The 20609-nt window shown below is 54.2% G+C and carries 18 protein-coding genes; 3 read left to right on the top strand and 15 right to left on the bottom strand.

Annotated elements, in window-relative coordinates:
* Positions 1–155: 155 nt before the first annotated feature.
* The 14 genes from LF95_RS09515 to LF95_RS09450 form a co-directional block, all read right to left on the bottom strand.
* Positions 156–698 carry a TraB/TrbI/VirB10 family type IV secretion system protein gene (locus tag LF95_RS09515; protein ID WP_073954712.1) on the bottom strand — a complete coding sequence of 181 codons (543 nt, stop codon included), beginning with the start codon at positions 696–698 and terminating at the stop codon, positions 156–158.
* A gap of 277 nt (positions 699–975) precedes the next feature.
* The gene (locus LF95_RS09510) at positions 976–2709 is read right to left on the bottom strand and encodes a M14 family metallopeptidase (protein ID WP_073954711.1); all 1734 of its coding nucleotides are present in this window, start codon (positions 2707–2709) and stop codon (positions 976–978) included.
* Entirely contained in the window at positions 2706–3599 is an 894-nt protein-coding gene (locus tag LF95_RS09505; protein ID WP_073954710.1) for an ABC transporter permease, read from the bottom strand. Before LF95_RS09505 ends, LF95_RS09510 begins: the two co-directional genes overlap by 4 nt.
* Before the next feature lie 3 nt (positions 3600–3602).
* Entirely contained in the window at positions 3603–4526 is a 924-nt protein-coding gene (locus tag LF95_RS09500) for an ABC transporter permease (protein ID WP_073954709.1), read from the bottom strand.
* 89 nt (positions 4527–4615) lie between these two features.
* Positions 4616–6148, bottom strand: a complete 1533-nt coding sequence (locus LF95_RS09495) for an ABC transporter substrate-binding protein (RefSeq protein WP_073954708.1) — start codon at positions 6146–6148, stop codon at positions 4616–4618.
* A gap of 55 nt (positions 6149–6203) precedes the next feature.
* Positions 6204–8048: an ABC transporter ATP-binding protein gene (locus tag LF95_RS09490; protein WP_073954707.1), complete on the bottom strand. Its 1845-nt coding sequence runs from the start codon at positions 8046–8048 to the stop codon at positions 6204–6206.
* A 540-nt stretch (positions 8049–8588) separates the two neighbouring features.
* Positions 8589–9338 carry a siderophore-interacting protein gene (locus LF95_RS09485; protein ID WP_073954706.1) on the bottom strand — a complete coding sequence of 250 codons (750 nt, stop codon included), beginning with the start codon at positions 9336–9338 and terminating at the stop codon, positions 8589–8591.
* Between the two features lie 49 nt (positions 9339–9387).
* Positions 9388–9813: a MarR family winged helix-turn-helix transcriptional regulator gene (locus LF95_RS09480; protein ID WP_073954705.1), complete on the bottom strand. Its 426-nt coding sequence runs from the start codon at positions 9811–9813 to the stop codon at positions 9388–9390.
* A 76-nt stretch (positions 9814–9889) separates the two neighbouring features.
* On the bottom strand, positions 9890–11272 hold the full coding sequence (locus LF95_RS09475) for an MFS transporter (RefSeq protein ID WP_073954704.1): 1383 nt from the start codon (positions 11270–11272) through the stop codon (positions 9890–9892).
* 344 nt (positions 11273–11616) lie between these two features.
* Positions 11617–13323: an adenine deaminase gene (ade, locus tag LF95_RS09470; RefSeq protein WP_073954703.1), complete on the bottom strand. Its 1707-nt coding sequence runs from the start codon at positions 13321–13323 to the stop codon at positions 11617–11619.
* 147 nt (positions 13324–13470) lie between these two features.
* A complete protein-coding gene (locus tag LF95_RS09465) occupies positions 13471–14751 on the bottom strand; it encodes a F390 synthetase-related protein (RefSeq protein WP_083607573.1) in 1281 nt (426 codons plus the stop codon).
* The gene (locus tag LF95_RS09460; protein ID WP_073954701.1) at positions 14748–15533 is read right to left on the bottom strand and encodes an MBL fold metallo-hydrolase; all 786 of its coding nucleotides are present in this window, start codon (positions 15531–15533) and stop codon (positions 14748–14750) included. Before LF95_RS09460 ends, LF95_RS09465 begins: the two co-directional genes overlap by 4 nt.
* Positions 15521–16456 (bottom strand): NAD-dependent epimerase/dehydratase family protein, encoded by a 936-nt coding sequence (locus LF95_RS09455; protein WP_073954700.1) that lies wholly within the window; start codon positions 16454–16456, stop codon positions 15521–15523. Before LF95_RS09455 ends, LF95_RS09460 begins: the two co-directional genes overlap by 13 nt.
* Positions 16456–17439, bottom strand: a complete 984-nt coding sequence (locus LF95_RS09450; RefSeq protein ID WP_073954699.1) for a 3-oxoacyl-[acyl-carrier-protein] synthase III C-terminal domain-containing protein — start codon at positions 17437–17439, stop codon at positions 16456–16458. The genes LF95_RS09455 and LF95_RS09450 overlap by 1 nt, the downstream gene beginning before the upstream one ends.
* A gap of 103 nt (positions 17440–17542) precedes the next feature.
* On the opposite strand from LF95_RS09450, the gene LF95_RS09445 reads away from it, so the two are divergent.
* From LF95_RS09445 to LF95_RS09435, 3 genes are all read left to right on the top strand, one after another.
* Positions 17543–18130 (top strand): TetR/AcrR family transcriptional regulator, encoded by a 588-nt coding sequence (locus tag LF95_RS09445; protein WP_073954954.1) that lies wholly within the window; start codon positions 17543–17545, stop codon positions 18128–18130.
* On the top strand, positions 18130–19218 hold the full coding sequence (locus tag LF95_RS09440; protein WP_073954698.1) for a sulfotransferase family protein: 1089 nt from the start codon (positions 18130–18132) through the stop codon (positions 19216–19218). The genes LF95_RS09445 and LF95_RS09440 overlap by 1 nt, the downstream gene beginning before the upstream one ends.
* A gap of 146 nt (positions 19219–19364) precedes the next feature.
* On the top strand, positions 19365–19715 hold the full coding sequence (locus tag LF95_RS09435; protein WP_073954697.1) for a hypothetical protein: 351 nt from the start codon (positions 19365–19367) through the stop codon (positions 19713–19715).
* Positions 19716–19795: 80 nt separating this feature from the next.
* On the opposite strand, the gene LF95_RS09430 is transcribed toward LF95_RS09435, so the two are convergent.
* On the bottom strand, positions 19796–20467 hold the full coding sequence (locus LF95_RS09430; RefSeq protein WP_073954696.1) for a class I SAM-dependent DNA methyltransferase: 672 nt from the start codon (positions 20465–20467) through the stop codon (positions 19796–19798).
* Positions 20468–20609 lie beyond the last annotated feature (142 nt).

Raw genomic sequence — 20609 nt, 5'->3', positions numbered from 1 at the left:
AAATGATTGACCTAAGCCTTTAAAACTCGTCTAATTTAAAGGGCGCATCGCGAGATTTGAGAAGGGAGAGAAGTCCTTGCGAGTCATACGCGATGGCCTATGTCTTGAAACCAGAAACTGACGCTAATACTATCATAACGTGTCTGGATGTTAGTTTACTTTTCACCATCAGTCGCTCGCGCCCGGAGGCGACCGACTGTCCCGACGGCTTCGACATTTTCAATAAGCAACTGCAATTCTTTGGCGTGATCAGCTTGAAGTGCACCATTTCTTTTTTGATGATCGGCCGGAATTCCTCGGCGACCATTAAGATCATAGACTGTTGCGGAAATTCTGTAATCGTAACCTTCTGGACTAAGGACGCGATCACACGTAATGGGAATATGGGTGCCTTGCCGTACGGCGTCGTAACCACATATAATGCTGGTATAGGGGGGCAGAATTTCGAGCCCTCTGGCTTTCACCGAACGCGTGACAATCAGTTTCACTGAGCCGCCGGGAATTTCTGTGTCGAGTGCATTGTAATTGCTGACAGGAATCATGCGGTGTTCATTCACCAAACTGTCTAGTAAATCGAACGTTTGTTTGACCCATTTTTGCTCCTGACTATGTGCTGGTAGCGGCGCGCTTGTTACAATGGTGAGCAAGGTAAGGATGAGTATAGAAAAGAACTGGGGCTGGGTGGATTTCAACTGCATTTGGAAGTCCATATCTAGACGGGAAGATTGCGACTGCACGGTTTCTTACGTTAGTGGCTCAAACCTTCTCGTCCCTGACTCAAGTAAGGGCAATTCTGACCAAATGGAATCTTGATTACAAGATAATCGTGCTTCATTTTGCCCATACAAGCAAATTCCCATACATGGCTTTATCTAAACCCGATTCATGACATGAATTTAACCGAAGTCTCTGATTGTGACTGAAGGAATGTAGAAGTGCAGGTCATTTGTTCTGGAACAGCATTTGTGCTTGTTATCAAGACATCTCCTGGTGGGCGTCATAGGCGGCGAGAACCGTTGCCATTTGGGCGGTGTGGCCGGCGATGAAGGCATCGCCATAGACGGTTTCATCGGGATATTCGGTGATCAGTGTGATCGGCACATCATGGCGGTCATCGATGGAAACCCAGCAGGGGAAGCCGTTGATCATACGAAAGCCATGTTCGCCCGCGTGGGTTTCATACAATTTGATTTGGCTGGCGTTGAATTCCAGAAGCCCGGGCATATCGGCAAGGCGTTTGGTTACACGGTCAATCAGCATTTCGGCGCGTTCTGCCGCACTTTCATGATGGCGCAGGATCAGGAAGAATCCCTTTGGCAGGGTCCACATGGCAAAACCGCGTGGGACATAACCCGATAGCGGACGCGTCCATTCATGGGCCGGATAGCCATGCAGGTTGATATGCAGATCAGCACCGCTGATTTCCTGGGCGCGGACGCGGATTTCCTTTTCCAGAAGGTTGGTACCCTTGCGGTATTCCAGATCGTCGCCCAGTGCGGTATAGCGTGCCGCGTGGTGCATATGACGTGGGTTATCCTGGATCAGGCGTTGATGCAGGGCATATCCATCGGGGTTTTCCAAAGGCGAAATGGTGAAATGGCTGTTTTCACGGCTATTTAACGTTTGGGCAGCGCGCAGGGCACCGACCACACCACTGGTTTCGTTGGGGTGCTGGCCGCCGCTGATCATGACGGGTTTATCGGTGCCGGCATGGTAGCGGGCAAAAATCTGCCGTCCCGCACGAGAGCGGGCATCAAAGACTTCACCTTCTATATTGACAAGCTCGCGAATGATTTGATCGGGATTAAGGGCCGCTTGGGCCTGATCAAGCGATTGATCGGGCGTTTCAATCACCGCCAGATCAAAATCGCGCAAGGTGACACGTACCGAGGGTGCACCATCCATCTGGATGATTTCGGGTACGATTTGCCCTGGCTGCAAGCCACGATCCCCCAGGGGGCGCCCGGATTTTTTCTGAAAGAATTCCAATAGCGAGAAATAGAAATCTTCGTGCAGGGCTTCGCGGAGGCTAAGGACCTCGTCGCCAATGCCCAAGGGCTGATCGGCAATGGGCAGGGTCACACGGATATTGAGTTCGTTGAAATAGGGTTCGCTACCGCCCCAGTCATGATGGGCGATGGCATCTATGGTGGTGTGAAAGGCGGCCTCGTAATCGGTTTCCAGGCGACCATCGGTCAGGATTTCGCCCTGTGCATCGCGCACCCGTAACCAGCCGGTGGGCGAGACCAGGGTTTCACCAATGCAATCCTGATGAATCCGGTTGGGGGCGAAAATGTAGTGACTGGTTTGATTGCCATTGCCGCGGGTGATTGTCAGTTGATAGGTGAAAGCGGTTTCATTGCCGGGAACAAACGAGATTTCGGCACCATTGCACAGCGCCGCGACCGGATAGGTTTCCAGGCGAAACCGGTTTTCGGTGCACAATTCATGGCGCGGATAGGCGATTTCAACGGCCGTCGCATCGGACAGGTCAATTTCTTCGAGAACCGCATGGACAAGGGGTTTATAGGCGCTACGCAGATGCGCGGTGATGCCGTGGATTGCCAGAATGCGTTCACCGGCACGGCGCGTTGCCTCGTCCTCAAACAGCCATGCTTCGATCGTCGTACCGCGATGGGCATCGTTGTTATAGTGCTCGATCAACTGGTCAAGGCTGCGGGGAAAGCTTTGTTTGAAAATTTCGCTCATTGGGAGGTCTTTCCAGTTGGATCCAGGCTGTCGCGCAACCAGTCGCCCAGCAGGTTCAGGCCAAGCACGGTCAGCATGATGGCAAGGCCGGGGAAGACACTGACCCACCAGGCATTTTGCAAATAGGTACGGCCATCGGCCAGCATGCCACCCCAGCTTGGGATGAGCGGATTAACGCCAAGGCCAAGGAAAGTCAGGCTGCTTTCGAGCAAAATGTTGGTGGCAACATTCAGGGTCATCAGCACAATCACCGGGCCGATCAGATTGGGCAGAAGATGGGAAAACAGAATGCGGATATCGGCAACGCCAATGGCGCGGGCGGACTGAATAAATTCCCGGTCACGCAGCGAGAGAACCAAACCACGCACCAGGCGGGCATATTGCACCCATTGCGAGACAATCAGCAAAATGATGGTATTGGTGATGCCACCGCCAACAATGGCGATAAAGGTGATGGCGAGCAAAATAAAGGGCAGGGCAAGCTGTACATCGGCAAAGCGCATGACCAGAATATCCCAGAAACCCCTATAATAACCGGCAACCAGGCCCATCACCACACCAATGGCAACTGCACCAGCGACCGAGATCAAACCGACCTGAAGCGAGATTTTGCCGCCAATAATGACGCGTGCCAAAACATCACGTCCAAGCGGATCGGTGCCGAAAATATGGGCTGCCTTGACAAAGGGCGGGGTGAGGCGGGCCATCAGGTCGATTTTTTCGCCGCCATCGGGAAAGAGCAGCCCGGAAAACAGAACGGCAAGGCACATGCCGCCCGCCAAAAGAATGCCAAGAACAAATTCAAGTTGGCGGAAACGGGCAAAGCGTTTGCCGCGACGGGCCGGTTTTGTCGGAATTTCGGATGTTGCCGAGGGTGTTGGGGCAGACATGGCTTACTCCGTGCGGATACGCGGATCGATCAGCCCATAGGCAATATCGACCAGAAGGTTGATGCCGACAATCAGCAACGAAAGAACGGTAATCACGGCTTGCAAAACCGGGTAATCACGGCCACCCACCGCATCAAAGGCCAGTGTGCCAAGCCCGGGCCAGTTAAACACCCGTTCGATCACGACAATCCCGCCCAGAAGGGCGCCAAATTGCAGGCCGAAATAGGTGATCAGCGGAATGGCACAATTGCGCAGGGCATGTTTGTAAAGAACGGTATTTTCGCTAAGCCCCTTGGCGCGGGCGACCATGATGTATTGCGACTGAAGCGTTTCCAGCATCGCGGTGCGCACCAGACGGACATTGGTGGCCGTCAGAATGATGCCCATTGTCGCGGCGGGCATGATGAAGCTGGCAAAATTGTCCATGCCACTGGGCGGCAGCAGGCGAAAGGTGATGGAAAGCAACAGCACCAGCATGGTGGCGAGCCAGAAATTGGGAAAAGACAGCCCGACAAGCGACAGAATACGAATAATCTGATCGGCCCATTTACCCTTGGAAACCGCCGCCTTGATGCCCAGCGGAATAGACAGGATGACCGAAACGATCATGGACGCAAAAGCAAGCGACAGGGTGGCTGGCAGGGCTTGCGCCAGCAAACCGGAAACCGGCGTGCCCCCCAGGAAACTGCGACCAAAATCAAGGGTGAACATGCCCTTGATGAACTGGAAATACTGAACAAGAAAGGGCTGATTAAGGCCCAGCGCCTCGCGGATGCGTTCAAGGTCGGCTTCGGTCACACTGCCAGCCCCCTGGGTCAGCATCAATGCAGGGTCGCCGGTCAGGCGAATGGCGAAGGATACGGTAATGGTGACAACAAACACCACAAAGACCGCCTGCAAAAACCGTTTGATCAGAAATCCAGCCAAAATCTTGTCCCTTATCTTAAAGAGGCTGTGTTGCTCGCCCGGCACCGGATGTGAACAAGCAGTGCCGGGCAAACAAAGGGGTGGGTCGTTTAGTCGACTGACACTTCGTTCAGGCGCAGGCGGCTATCGGGAACCGGGGTAAAGTTTTTCACCCGCTTGGAAATACCAAAAATGGCATTGAGGTTGTAAAGCGGCATTTCAAGTGCGCGGTCTGCGGCATAATTTGCGATTTCGCGCAGGATTTCTTCACGCTTGGCACGATCGGTAATGGCGCGCTGGCTTTCAAGCAGTTCGTCCATTTTCGGATCGCTGTCATACGGGTTCCATTTCTCGCCGGTATGGTACATGAAATAGGCCGTATTATCGAAATCGAGCGTCCAGCCGCCCCAGGATTGCTGGAACATCGCGCCGGTTTTGCCCTGCGGGATGATGTCATTGAGCAACACGTTGGTTTCATAGGGTTTGATCGTGGCGTTAATACCGACAATCTGAAGATAGCTGGCAACCGCCTGCACCACTTCGTTAAAGGTCGCATCGTTGCCACGAATGTCGATCTGGACCGGCGCACCCGGCTGGACACCGGCTTCTTTCAGCAGTTCCTTGGCCTTGGCCGGGTCATAGGGCAGGGGTTTCATCGCCGGATCATAGCCAAAGGACAATTTGCCCTGGAAGCTTGCAATCGGGGAGGCTTCGCCGCCGAGGATCGAGTCGATAATGGCTTGACGGTCAACACCGTAAATCAATGCCTTGCGGACTTTTGCATCCTTGGTGATGCCGTTTTTGGTGTTGAAACGCAGGGCATAGACCGTCGGGCTGGGTGAACTTACGATATCGATATTCGGATCGCCTTTGATGGTCGGGATCATGCCAATCGGAATGGTCGGCGGAATGACCAGATCAACCCGGCCGGCCTGAAGTTCGGCAACGGCGGTTGAGGGCTCGGAAATAAAACGATAGTTCAGGTGGTCAAGCTTGGCCTTGTCGCCCCAGAAATCATCGAATTTTTCCAGCTTGATGCCGACCTTGGGTTCGTAGGACACGAATTTGAACGGGCCGGTGCCAACCGGGTGGGTGTTGAAATAGTCTTCCCCATGTTCCGCAATATATTTGGGCGGCACAATCATGGCACCATAACCGGCCAGTTTGGTCAGCAAGACCGGATCTGGCTGCTTGAGGTGAAAATCAACCGTGTTGTCGTCGATCACTTCAACATGGTCGATGGCGGAATAATTGGACTTTTGCGGGCCCTTGGAGCCTTCGGGGCCCATCAGGCGATCAAAGGTGAATTTGACGGCAGCTGCGTTAAACGGTTCGCCATCATGGAATTTTACACCCTCGCGCAGATGAAAACGAATGCGTTTGCCATCATCAAGCGTTTCCCATGATGTTGCCAGACCGGGAACCAGTTTGGTGTCCGGCCCGCGATAGGTCAGGCCATCATAAATGTTGGTGGCAACCGATGCCCAGTTGACCAGAAAGGTATCAACCGGGTCCCAACTGCCGGGGTCTTGTGGTGAAGAAATCGTCATCGTCCCAGCAGCCCATGCTGGTGAAGCCATAAACGCACCCCCGGCCACGGCCAGCGCCATGAGGGCGGTACGCAATCCCTGTTTTTTAATCATTTCTTTTCTCCAATAGTGGTGACAAGGCACCGAAGAAGGCACTTAAAGATTTCTTTTATGCGACGTTTTCCATCCCCTCGGCCACGATATGGCCCGGTGCAATTTCCCGATGTGTCAGAATGGCCGGTTCGTTGCCGACACGGCGGATCGGACTGGGAATTTCACCTTCCAGAACGGCCCGTTCACGAATGCGCGTCGGGTCGGCAACGGGCACCGCGCTGAGCAGGCGTTGCGTATAGGGATGGGTCGGGGTTTCAAGAACCTGGCGACGGCTGCCAAGTTCTGCCAATTGCCCCAGATACAGAACGGCGACACGGTGGCTCATTTTTTCAACTACGGCCATGTCGTGACTGATAAACAGATAGGCCAGCCCCTGTTCTTCCTGCAATTCCATGAACAGATTGATGATCTGCGCCTGAATGGACACATCCAGAGCAGATAATGCTTCATCCGCGATGATCATTTTCGGGTTGGAGGCAAGGGCGCGCGCAATGCAAATACGCTGGCGTTGCCCGCCGGAAAATTCATGCGGATACCGATCGCGATGGGCAGAGGTTAAACCAACGCGTTCAAGCAACTGATCAACCCGTTTGGTAATATCTTTCTCGCTGGCAATCAGGCGATGGGTGTGGATCGGTTCGGCAATGGAAAAGCCAATCTTTTTACGTGGATCAAGCGAAGCAAACGGGTCCTGGAAAATATACTGAATTTCCTGGCGCAGGCGCAGGCGTTCGGTTTTGCTCATGGCGGCAAAGGTTTTGCCATCAAAGGTGATTTCGCCGCTGGTGGCTTTTTGCAATTGCTGAATGGTGCGTCCAATGGTCGATTTGCCAGAGCCGGATTCCCCAACCAATGCAAGCGTTTCACCGCGATAAATATCAAAACTGACCTGTTCGACGGCATGGACACGATGGGTGACACCGCCCAGTAAGCCCTTTTTGATGTCAAATCGGGTGACAAGGTCCCGCACGGAAAGGATCGGTGCGCTGTCATAGCATGCGGTTTTTTGGATATGTTCAGCACCCACCAGACGCGGTGTGCCGTTTTCCATGACGGTGATCGGCATGCGTTTGGGGTAATCCTCGCCCGCCATTTCACCCAGGCGCGGCACCGCCCCCAAAAGGGTTTGGGTATAGGGATGTTGCGGGTTGGCAAAAATTTCGCCAACCGGGCCTTCTTCAACCTTCTTGCCCTGCCACATCACCACAACATCATCGGCGACCTCGGCCACCACCCCCATATCGTGGGTAATGAAAATGACCGCCATACCCAGTTCTTTTTGCAGATCCCGGATGATGGTCAGGATCTGCGCCTGAATGGTGACATCAAGGGCCGTGGTGGGTTCATCGGCAATCAATAGCTTGGGTCGGCAAGCCAGGGCCATCGCGATCATCACGCGCTGGCGCATCCCGCCGGATAGCTGATGGGGATAACGTTTTACCAGTTCTGCGGAATCGGGCAGGCGAACCATATCAAGCAGGCGTTGAGCTTCGGCAAGGGCGGCGGATTTGCTCATGCCCGCATGCAGCATCAGCGATTCTGCAATCTGGTTACCCACCGTGAAAACCGGGTTGAGCGACGTCATCGGTTCCTGAAAGATCATCGCGATTTCATTGCCGCGAATGGCGCGCATTTCTTTCTGGCTGGCAGCAAGCAGGTCGATTTGGCCTTTTTGCCCGCTAAACAGAACACGCCCGCCGCCATAGGTGGCGCCGTTCATTTCGGCCAGTCGCATGATTGACATGGATGTTACGGATTTGCCCGACCCTGATTCACCAACAATCGCCAGGGTGCGTCCGGCCTCAACCGTAAAGCTCAGGTCGTCGACCACGCGATTGTCGCCAAATTGAACCGTCAGGTTTTCAACCGATAATGTTGATGCCAAACGTGTATCCGCCACGCATTTATCCCCATTCAAGACGCGCAGAAGCTTACGCCGTGCGCGATTACGCCGAATAACGTTTCAAGGCGTTTTACCGGGATTTAAAGATTAAAATTCGCATTTTGCGTACATGCCCCGGTTGGGGACAGGATATGTCATGCTTGCGATAAAATGCGCCCCGGGTTCCCGTTGGTGATGGTTAACGTCCCTGAAGATGTTGCGGCAAATTGTATAATTTGTACCGACGTCACCATTTATTCGATAAATTGTCAATAAAATGTTGTTTTACTGGTGAAGTTTCAATTTTGTAAATAATGTTGCCTGATGATTGTCAATTCAGGCGTGTATTGGGAATTAATGAAGGCACGCAGAATGCCAGGCATGACGGTTTGTTCCGTAGGACCCTGGATTCAATTGGTATTCTTGATGGGATGGTGCAGAAGTATTTGTTCCTGTGTCCTTGCGTGATTGACTTTGATCATTTGAGTGGTCGAAATGAAAAAAGCAGACCCGAAAAAGGATCTGCTTTTAGAGTCTATGGGATGGAGACGGGGCGTGTCAGGCTGCCTCATCCTTTTCGGCATCTTCGCGCTTGACGGATTTGTGTTTCTCTTCGTTTGCACCGAGTTTCCAATAGCTGGAAATGTACATTTCGCGTTTATCGATGGCGCGTTCATTACGGAAATGGTGGCGGAGTTTCTGCATGGCCGTAAATTCGCATGCCGCCCAGACAGAAGGTTTGCCATCGGGCCACTCTAGCGCGGTGACAACATCGGACAGGGCATTGCTTTTGGTGCCCGGATGCGGGTTAACAACCCAGTGAATGGTGATATGTTCGGGCTTGGTCAGGCTCTGAATGTCGGCTTCGCTTAAAACTTCGATCACGGCATAGCCCCGCGCATCGGCAGGCAATTGTTCGAGATTGACCGAGATGGCGGGCAGGGCCGTCATGTCACCAACGATCAGGATCCAGTCGGCATTGTGATCGACAAGCTTTTTCGGGCCGGGGCCGCCAATGGAGATTTTGTCGCCCGGTTTGCAGTCGGCTGCCCAGCTTGCCGCCGGGCCTCCATCTTCGTGCAGGACAAAATCAATATCAATTTCGGTTTCCCGTTGGGCGCGGACGGTATAGGTGCGCCTTATGGCTTTCTCTTGGCCGGGATTTTCAAACATCAGTTTGACATAGGCGCTGGCCTGGTCTTCGGGGAAGGTTCTCATGCCGTCACCTCCCAGGGTGATGCGCAGCATATTGGGGGTGACATTGGTTTTGCGGATCACTTCAAACTGCCGCGGAGCTGGTTTTGGCATGGTGATCTCCTTTCAGTGCAAATGGGGTAATTATAGGCGCCGGAGCGTTTTATTCCGTAAGATTGGCGCTCATGATATTGGCAAGCCGGTTGAAATCGGTGATTTCATCGGGGGAAAGCCCGGCTGCCATGCGTGAAGCGGCGATTTCTTCGACCTCTTTGATCCGCTTTATCATTTGATGTCCTTGCGGCGTCAGACGCAGGATATTGCTGCGTTTGTCATCAGGGTGCGGATGTTTTTCGATCAGGTTTTCAGCCAGCAAGTCCTTTAGTAAACGGGCAAGCTGGCCTTTGTCGTGTTTGGTGCGGCTTGATAGCGCCAAAGGCGTACAGTCGGGAACGGCATTGATGCCCTTGAGCGTTCGGATATGTGAAATGGCAAGGGGGATTTCCGCCTGATGATAGGCCTGGCGCAGTGCCCGTTTATAGGCATGAAGCAGGGTATGCAGGGTTTCGCCAATTGTCATGTCGGGCATCTTGGGCTCCGTTTGTCATGCGACGTAATCATCAGTTCTGGTGGCGTCAATGCCCCGGAAAGAATGGAATAGGGCATCAGGAAATGATGCCGACCTGCCAGGCGCGGTTGCGAATGGCACTGATGCAGCCCGAAATCAGGGCAAAGCCCGCTGCGCTATACATCAAAAGGGCAAGGTTGAATTCGGTGCTGTGCGCAATCAGGATGGCCGCCAGGGCGGCACCGCTGGACTGCCCCAAAAGGCGCGCCGTTGATTGCAGGCCACTGGCCCCACCACTGCGTTCGCGCGGTGCGCTGGTCAGCATGATGCGGTTATTGGGCGTTTGAAACAGGGCAAAACCGGCCCCGGCCACCATCAGGGCAAGGATGATGGTATAGTTACCCGCCTCGCTGGGCAGCCAGACCGTGGCGGCAAGACCAAGGGCAAAAATAACCATGCCAATCGTGGTCAGCGGGGCTGCTGCATATTTGTCGGCCAGGCGACCGGAAATTGGCGCGGTCAGGGCGGTTGCCACCGGCCACGGGGTCAGCAGGATGCCCGTTTTAACTGCACTATAGCCAATGACATCATGAAAGAAGAATGGCAGCGAGACAAAGGCGATAAACTGGGCGCAAAACCCGCAGATCGAGGCGATGATGGAACCGGTAAAAACCGGACTGCGCAACAGATCAATCGGCAATAATGGCACATCGCGGTAAAGTTGACGGCGGACAAGGGCAACCCCGGCAATCAGGGCAATAATGAACTGACCGATAATCAGTACCATGTTGTGGCTGGTGCCAATGCTGCCCAACGCGGAAATCAAGAAGCCCAGTGCAAGTGCGTTTAACACGGCACTGCCAAAATCGAATTTGGCACCATTCAGTTTGTTATGGGGCAGGGTGAAATAGCCCATTGCAAAGGCGATGATTGAAATAGGCACATTGATTAAAAACAGCCAGTGCCAGCTTGTAACCGCCAGTATGGCCGATGCGATGGAAGGCCCGGCAGCAGCAGAGATCGCGACGACCATTGCCACCATGCTAATACCGCGTCCTAGCAGCCTGACAGGCATAATGTGACGAACCAGGGCGCCATTGATGCTCATCATGGCTGCACCACCAAGCCCCTGAAGCAAACGGGCAAAGGTCAGGATTTCTATGGTGGGGGAATAGGCGCACAGAATAGAAGCGCCACAAAAAAGCACCAGTCCGGCCAGATTGATTTTACGAAACCCGATTTTTTCGCCAAGGGCGGCCAGGGGCAGTAGGGCAATAACAACAGCAAGCTGATAGGCCGTCACCACCCAAATGGCGTGTGCGGCGCTGACATGCTGGTCATGGGCGATGGTCGGCAGGGCAACATTGATGATCGATCCATCCAGCACCGCCATCATTATGGCAAGCGAAACGGTCAGAAAGGCAAGGCTGCGCTGGGGCTGGGGTAAGCCATCTTCGTGGATGACCGGTGATTTTGACATGCAGAACTCTTCCTGAAACGGCGCATGGGGAGGGATGCAGCCAGTGACGGTCGGGGTGAGAAGCGTAAATTGAAAGATCGGACTTGTTTGAAATGGCAGGCGATATGCCAAAAAGCGACACTATGCGTAGGCGCGTTTGAGTGAATATTGGTTGATAAAGTCAACTAATAAAAAATATAGTTGATAAAGTCAATGATAATAATTCTTATCTGTGGAAAATTTCAGAATGTATTTTTTATCAATGTGTTGTCGGATAATTTTAAGCCCATGAACCACAAAAACACACCCCCGCCCTTTAATAAGGACGGGGGTACGAAGATGTTTGGATCGATTTTGGCTGGATCTTAATTTACGAAATCGAACTTATCGACATCAAATAACCCCCGGTCCGTCATCTTGAGATGCGGGATCACCGGCAGGGCCAAAAAGGCCACCTGCAAGAAAGGTTCGGGTAATTTGCAGTCCAGATCCTTGGCCGCAGAACGAAGATGTTCCAGATCATCGGAAATAATCTCGAAGGGTTTTTCGCTCATCAGGCCCGCAACGGGCAGGGCCAGCTCGGCGGTGATTTTGCCGCCATTGGCAACGGCAAAGCCGCCACCCATTTCGATCAGCCGGTTCACCGCCAGGGCCATATCGGCATCATTGGCACCCACCACGGTGATGTTGTGGCTGTCATGCCCGACAGAGGAGGCAATAGCCCCCTGTTTAAGGCCAAAACCGGTGACAAAGCTGCGGCCGATATTGCCGTTTTTGCCGTGTCGTTCAATGACGGCAACCTTGATCACATCCGCATCAAGGTCGGGCATCAGCCCGTTGTCGGAAACTTCAAGGGTGGCTTCCTCGCGGAAGGTCAGGATCAGGCCGGGTTTAACACCAATCACGGGTGTCTGGTTCTGGCCCGGTTTGGGCTCGCAGATAAAAGCATCGGCAGAAACCGGCTTTGCCTTCATCGATGTCAGGCCAACAGCAGGAACCTGTTCACGGGCATCAAACAGGGCGGGTGTCACAAGCTTGCCCCCGGCAATCACGTCACTGACCCGGCATTCTTCCAGATTATCCAGCAAAGCAATATCGGCCCGCCAGCCCGGGCCAATCAACCCGCGATCCTTAAGGCCAAAAATACGCGCTGCCGAATGCGATGCCGCCCGGTAAACATGATGCAGGGGCCGCCCCTTGGCAATCAGGCGGCGGATCAACGCATCAAGGTGGCCTTCCTCGCCAATATCGAGAGGATTGCGGTCATCTGTGCACAGCGCGACAAAGCTTGAGGTGTTTTCATCCAGAATTTCGGCAAGGGCCTCCAGATCCTTGGAAACAGACCCTTCGCGGATCAAAATGGCCATGCCCTTGGCCAGCTTTTCGCGGGCTTCTTCTGCCGATGTTGCCTCGTGATCGGTGCGGATACCCGCCGCCATATAGCCATTCAGCGGCAAGCCACGCACCAGCGGTGCATGCCCATCCATATGACCATCCTGAAACGCCAGCAGCTTTGCCATAATGCCGGGATCAAGGTTCAGCACGCCGGGATAATTCATGACCTCGGCCAGGCCAACCACCTTGGGATGATTGCGAAACGGCAGCAAATCATCGATTTCAAGCTGCGCACCCGATGTTTCAAATGGCGTTGCCGGAACACAGGAGGATAAATTAACCCGAATATCCATAATCGCGCGTTCGGCACTATCCAGGAAATAGCGAATACCGGCAGCCCCCAGCACATTGGCAATTTCATGCGGGTCGCATAAAACCGTGGTCACACCATGCGGTAAAACACACCGGTCAAATTCCAGCGGTGTCACCAGTGAACTTTCGATATGAAGATGCGTGTCAATAAAGCCGGGCACGGCGAAACGGCCGGTGCCATCTATTTCGATGTCGCCTTTATAATCGGCATGGGTGCCCACAATGCGGTCGCCAACAATGGCAATATCGGTTGTGGTGATGGCACCGGTAATAACGTCGAGCAAGCCAACATTGCGAATGACCATATCCGCCGGGACTTTGCCCTGTCCGGCAAGAATACATTTTGAAAGTTGGGAATGGTCCATCACAATGTCCTTTTGTTCTTGGGGCGAAGCCAGATTGCACCGCCGCCAAACTGATTTTGGTTTATATGGATAAGAATTAGACGATCCGTGCTCCGGGTGCGAATATTTTCTGATTTTTGCTGGTCGGACTCAGTGGTCGGATTGGTTTTATTCGCAATGGCGAGGTTGGCGCTCAACCCGAATTCTGCGGCGCTTAAAATCGGGTTCGGCAGGCAGGCCATTGCGAATGGTAAGTGCGGGGAGGTTTACATCCAGCCGGGCCGCCAATGCCGCGAAGGCATGGCGCAGTTCGGTTTCACTTTCTGGCGCGGCATCTTCCAGCCAGATCGTAAGATGTTTGTCTTTTTCGATCACCCGATAATCCGTAATGGGCGACGGCAGGCAGGCAATTGTGGTGCGAATGGCCTCGGCCGAGACCATTTTTGCGCCATTTGGACCGTCCCACCACAGGGCATCGTCTTCCCGGCCTTCGATGCGGGCGATGCGCATACAGGCGGAGCCACAGGGGCAGGGGTCCGGGTTGGGTATCAAAACATCATTGAGGCGGTAATTAAGCAATAAAAGGCTTTCGCGGGTGAAATCATGAATGATCGGGCAAAAGGCACCGGTTTGCGGGTCGATGATGTCGCGCTCAATTCTCATCCAGGCTTCGTTTAAATGCAGGTTACCTTCCTGGCAGGTAAAGGCAAGTACCCCTTCGGTTGCCTGGTAAACCTCGTCAATCTGGCAGTTAAAGGCCTGTTTTGCGATGTCGCGGTCTTCGGGGGACAGGGTTTCGGCAACCGAAATAACCCGTTTTGGCGACAGGGCGATTTGCCCGCTATTTTGTGCAATTGCCAGCACCTTAAGCATGCTTGCCGGGGCAATCAGCACGGTGGGGGCCAGGGCCTGAAGGCGGGGCAGGTGCGTATCGAACGGGTCCAGCAGGTCAAAAAATTCAAACCGTAAAAGCGGATTGCCCAATGTGCGATACAGCGCGTTGTCCGCCCGCATGAAAAAGGCAACCCGTTGCGGTCTGGCAAGATTGGGCCAAAATCGCCCGGCCAGTATCGCCGCCCAGAGTTTGCGTTCTTTTGGTGTTGCCAAAAAAAGCCCCCGCTGCCCCGATGTGCCGGTTGATAGCCCCACCGATACATCACCAATCATGGGCGAGAAATCCCGGCTTTGTTCGGAACGCAGGGCAATTTCAAACGCTTTTTCGCGATCAATGCCGCATGTATTGATGGCGGTAAAATGCGCCATCAATGTTTGTTTGGTCATGCGCGGCAGGTCCGATAATGGTGTATCGGCATAATCGGCATAAAATGGCGATCGCGGCATAACAGCGCGGCGAAAGCGGGCAAAGGAACGCTGGTGATGTGCTTCAATCGCCTCGCGAGTACGAAATCCTTTACCATATCGGGTTTTTAACAGGGCTTTCAGGCTCATGGTGCGCATTCCCGGCAATGAGAGGGAATAACCGAAATATCAGGACGTTCCTGCATTAAGGACCGCAAGCGGTCAAAGGTATCGCGATAGGTTTTGGCATTTCCCAGTGTTGCCAGAACAAAGGCGGGCGGTAGACGGCCTGTGCGCAAAGCATCGCGGGCATAGGCGGCATCGGCAATCAGGAAGGTGGCAGCATTTGGCAGCCAAATGCCAATTTGCCCCACACCATGCCCCGGAAGCGGGATGGCGATCACCTCGCCGGTGCCAGTCAGGTCATGGCCGTGGGGAAACGGGGCCAGTCCGGTGGCGATGGCGGGTTTGTTTTCAACCGGTTGCGGGTTGCGGCTCAAAATTCCATCACGCAGATGTGGCGGGCAGGCCGCCAGGGTTGCCCGCCAGCTAGAGGATAATCCGCGCAAATGGGCAATGGCCTGGCGGGAGGCTGAGACCGGGATATGTGCGGGAAGATCCAGCAATCCGGCAACATGGTCACCGTGCATATGGGTTAACACCACTTGGTCGGGCAGGCGGGGCAATTGTTTGACCAGCCGTTCTTCGGGCGGCAGAACGACGGGCGTGACCAGGCGATAGGCTTTGCCGGGGAATTTTTCGGTCGCGGTAAAAAAGGCATCACCATAGCCACAATCAACCAGCAGGCTGGTTGTATCGGTTTCAATAAAATGGGCCAGTGCCGGCAACATGACCTTGCCACGATCCGGCAACCCGGCCGAATGGGCCGGGACCCGGCAACTGCCAACCCGCAATGTGGTTACGCGAAGCATTCACCCAACCCCTGTTCAAGACGGATCATGGGCTGATAACCCAGATCCCGTTGTGCCGCACGGATATCCAGTGTCATGGACCGACCCAGCGAGACAACCGCCTGGCGGGTCAGAGTCGGTTCACCGTCGCCTTTGCGTAAGGCCCGCTGTTCGGCAAAACCGGCCAGTGCATAGGCGATTTTATAGGGCATTGGAATGCGTCGCACCCGGTATCCGCCATGATCGGCAACCAGATCGGCCAGATGGCGAAAGGAAAAAACTTCGCCCGATGTAATGTTCCAGACCCGGCCGCCGGGGCCATCCGCCGCCAGGCGCATGCCGCGTGCCGCATCGCTGCGATGGGTCAGGTCTATTTGGGCGTGGCCCCCGGCGATCATGGGGACAAAACCCCGTTGCATTACCTTTTGCAGGCGCGGCATCAATGTGCGGTCATGGCGCCCGTAAATCGCCCGGGGGCGAATGGCGGTGCAGCGCATGTTGGTATCATTATTCGCCAGCACGATTTCTTCGGCCCGCCGTTTGGTCTCGGCATAGGGCGACAGGGCCTTTGGGGGCAATGTGGCATCTTCGGCCAGTTGGAACCGATCGGTGCCATCGGCATACAGGCTGGGGGTGGAGGCAAAGACAAACCGGTTCACGCCCGCCTTTCTTGCCACGTCCAGCAGCCGTTCGGTCGCGGTAACATTGGTGGCGACAAAATCTTGCGGGCTGCCCCAACCGGCACTTAGGGCGGCACAATGAAACACGGCATCGACACCCTTGACCAATGGCGCCAGATCATCCTGGATCAGGTCGGCGGCGATAAAGCCGGGCAAATCAACCGGGGTGCGCGCGGTGGTGAGAATGTCCCAGCCATGCGTTTGCAATTCTTCAATCAGGGCGCGGCCAAGGCAGCCGCTGGCACCGGTAATCAGGGCCTTCATTAAAACCTCACCACTGTTCCGCCCAGCGAAATCCCGGCTGATGTGCCGATCAGCAGGGCCGTTTGTCCCCGCTTTAATGCGCCTGATTGCACGGCATGATCAAGGGCGGAGGGGATGGAACTGGCGATCTGGTTGCCGGTTTGGGCAAAGATATTGACCACCTTCTCGGCAGGGAACCGCAAGGCGCGGATCGCATGTTGCAGGGCATGGGCGCTGGCCTGATGCGGGATGATGCAATCAAGGTTTTCTTTATCCACGCCAGCACGCGCCAACAGGCGCGACAGGAAGCCGGGCAGGTAGCGTGATGTGACACGAAAGGCCTTGCCGCCATCCATGCGGAATTTATCGTCACCCTCGGCAATGCCACGGGTGGGGTTAATTCTTGTGCCCCCGGCAGCCAGCACGCAGGCTTCCCGGCCTTCGCTGTAGGTTTCAAAACCATGCGCCAATATCGCACCGTCTCCCGGGCCAACAATAACCGCTGCTGCACCATCGCCGAAAATTGCTGCACTTTCGGGGTTTTTCCAGTCCAGGCCAGAAGAGGCAATGTCAGATGAAAAAACCAGCACCCGGCGCGCCCGGCCAGATTGTATCCATAATGCTGCGACATCGAGCGCCTGAAGAAAGCTCAGGCAGGTGGCATTGACGTCAAAGGCCGGAATACCCGATTTGCCAAGACCCAAACGGTCCTGAACCAGCACCGCCGTGGAGGGAATCGGTTGTTCCATCACGCCGCAGGCCCCCAAAATCAGGTCAATGTCTTTTGCATCGCATTGTGCAGCCTTCAGGGCAAGTTGTGCGGCTCTGGTTGCCATGAAAGACGATGTTTCATCCTGATTGGCAACATAGCGGTTCGCAATCCCAAAACGTGCAAAAGACTGGCCTTTGGGCCATCCCAGCAAATGGTCAACGGCGTTTGCACTCATACATTGTTCTGGCAGATAGCGACCTGTGCCATAAATTGTTACCGCGTTTGCAGACATGGGTAAATCCATTTGTGAACATTGTTTAATAACGTTGACAGAAGATGAAATATTGTCAACACTGTTTTTAAACAATGTTCATAAACTGTTGCAGGAGTGCCCGATGGCGCGGCCCAGACAATATGATTATGTGGAACTTCGTGCCCAGGTGATCCGTGCGGCACGGACCCTGTTGCAGGAAGGCGGGCCGTCGGCCTTAACCGCGCGCGCCCTGTCAAAGGCAGTGGGTGTTACGGCCGGTACGATCTATGGCCAATTTGGCGATTTGCATGCCGTGTTGCTGGAGGTCAATCGTGACACCTTCCTTGAATTAACCCAAATGATCGAGGCCTTGCCCGATGACGCCCCCGAACCCTGGCTGTATGCGTTGGCCGAGGGGTATGTGCAATTCATGCTCAGCCGACAGGGGGTGTGGCAGGGGCTTTTTGAAGGGCCCCGCGTGACCGAAAAATTCCCGGACTGGTATATGGATGCCATTCACGGGCTTTTGGCACGTATTGCCCAGCCCCTCGCACAACTCGCCCCGACAATCGATGCCAACGCCCGGGCGGAGGAACTGTTTGTTGCCGTACATGGCGGTGTAGCGTTGGCGGCCGTCGGGCGTCTGGACATGGTGTCATCGCGGTCCCCCCATGAACTGGCGCGCCAGGCTGTTCGCACCATGATCCGCGCGATTACGGAGAAACCGTAATGACTGATGATGTGCCCGGCAACGGGCTTATGCCCGGTGGGTTGATCCTGGGGTCGGCCCGCTGCGGGTCCACATTGATTTCCGAAATATTGCGGTTGCACCCGGAGATCCTGTCAATTTCCGAACTGTTTTCTACCGTTGGTCCCAATGCCTTTCGGTCATCAAACATGTCCGGCAGGCGGTTTTGGCGATATATGGCGCAACCATCGGCGGCTTTGTCCCAGGTTGGTAATCCCGGTGTGGCACCGCAGGAATTTTTATATGGCAAGGTTGAAAATCCGGCCCATGATCCGTGGCTGTGCCCGCCCATTTTGGCAATTACCCTGCCGCATTTGTGCGATAATCCCGACGGGCTTTTTGATCAATTATCGATGACCGTACCAGGCTGGCAACGCCAAAGCATGGCAAGCCACTATCGGGCGCTTTTTTCCACCCTGGCCGATCATTGCGGCACACGCCGTATGTGGGTGGAGCGTTCTGGCGGGTCTTTGGTCGCAGCAGGCACATTGCTTCACATGTTTCCCGAAGCCCGCCCGGTTTTGCTGTTACGCAACGGTGCCGATACGGCCCTGTCGATGCGCGATTACCCGGCAACCCGGCTGGCAATCTGGATGTGGCGGCATTTAAGGCCATTGGGCATTGATTTGCTTGATCCGCATCATCATTACGGCAAAGGGGGCATGTGGCCGCTGGTGGCCCGGCTGGGTAGTGTTTTTAAAATGCAGCGCATCATTCAAAAACGCCCCAGCCTTAAAGATTGCGGCGCATTTTGGTCGGCAATTACCCGGGCGGGGTTGCGGGCACTCAACGGACATGATCCGATGGTCCTGTCCTATGATTTATTATGTGATCAGCCACACCGTGAAATTGCCCGGCTTGGTGATTTTTTGCTGGGTGATGCACCTGAAAACTGGCTGGATCAGGCCGCCCGCTTGCCGCAAAAACGCCCTTCGCGCCTGCAATCATTAACGCTTCAGGAACAATCCATCATCAGGGATGCCTGCGCCCCGGGCGAGCACGCCATTCAGGTGTTTCTGACGGCGCAACAATCCTCAGGCCATGCGATAAATCGGGTTTTATCTCAGTAAGCCTTGACCGCGTGCTGAGGCGGAACGTGAATGGGGCTTTTAAATCAACCATAAGTAGTTTAAATTTTACTTTAATTACTGATTTGGTTGTGTTGGCCTGTCAGTGAATGGATCATTGATGAGATGCTACATTGGCGAGGTGCAAGATGAAGAATGAACGTATTTTGGCTTGTTTTGGGCTGCTGTTTGCCATGTTTTTACCCATTACGGTTCAGGCGGCCGATGGCTGTACCAAGGCCCCAAACTATAAGCAAGAGGGAGGATTGGCAGGCTGGCCGAACCGGGTGGTAAATTCCGAGAACAAAGCCCTGCGGGATGGATTCGCGGCAGGCACCTGTTTGTATTTGAAAGGGCAGCATTCCAGCGGCGCAACACCACCTGGTGCACCTAATAATCAACATGTGACGGTGACACCTCGAAATGGTGGCGTTGCCTGCCATGTCTTTAAAAAATCATCGCTCAATACATCACAGTATTTTCCAACCACCTGTTTTTAAGGTGTTTCTGGCCTTGATTTAGGCGGTAGATATTTGGGGTGCGGGGCGGGGCAATGTGCTTGCCGCCCCGCTAACAGGCATTACTGCACTTGGTAAATATCGTAATGGATCAGCTTGCTATCGCCAAAATCGCTGTGCCGGGGAATGTAGGGAGAGGGCGGCGAATGGTGGATCTGTTCCCACAGTTTTTCTGACGCCAGCTTTTGCACCATGTCGGTAAAGGCCGTGTCATAAAGGTCTGTTCGGTGGGTAAAGGCAAGGATGCCGCCCGGTTTAACCAGGCGAACAAGTTCGCGCATCAAACCTTCGATATGTCGAACATAGGTCAGTGCGCCAACACACTGGGCTGCGGCAAAGCTGTTATCGTCAAAATCCAGTTGCTGGTTCATGTTCTGGATTTTCAGGTTGTTATAACAGTCCTTGGCTTTGGCCTGTTTCAGGGATTCTGGCGAAATATCAATGCCGGTTAACCGGCGATAACCCTGTTTGGCCAGTTCCAGCCCGGTTAGACCGGTGCCACATCCGGCATCCAGGATCGGGCTGTCTTTGGCGATATCCTGTTGCGCAATGATCGCGGCGGCTTTGGCCGGGGCCTCATATCCCATGTCCAGAAGGTCTTTTTCATAGGATGTTGCCCATTTGTCGTAATAGGCCGCCAGCTCTTCGGGGCTGGCATGTGTCATATTGGCAAGGTTGGATGCAGTATCGGAAATATCTTTCTGGCTGGTGGCGCCATTGCTGGCATCTACCATGTTTTCACCTCTCTGATGATGGGTTTTATTTTTCTGAAATCCTTTCAAGTAAGGCACAGACGACAGGCAATTGCAAGTTAGGGCCGGGAAGCCCGATGGCACGGGCTGCGACCTCTTGTTGAAGAGGGTGGTTGAAATTCGC

The sequence above is a fragment of the Thalassospira sp. TSL5-1 genome, from assembly GCF_001907695.1.
Classification (GTDB): Bacteria; Pseudomonadota; Alphaproteobacteria; order Rhodospirillales; family Thalassospiraceae; genus Thalassospira.
The sequence above is the reverse complement of the archived record's forward strand: the minus strand, read 5'-3'. Positions and strand labels throughout refer to the sequence as shown.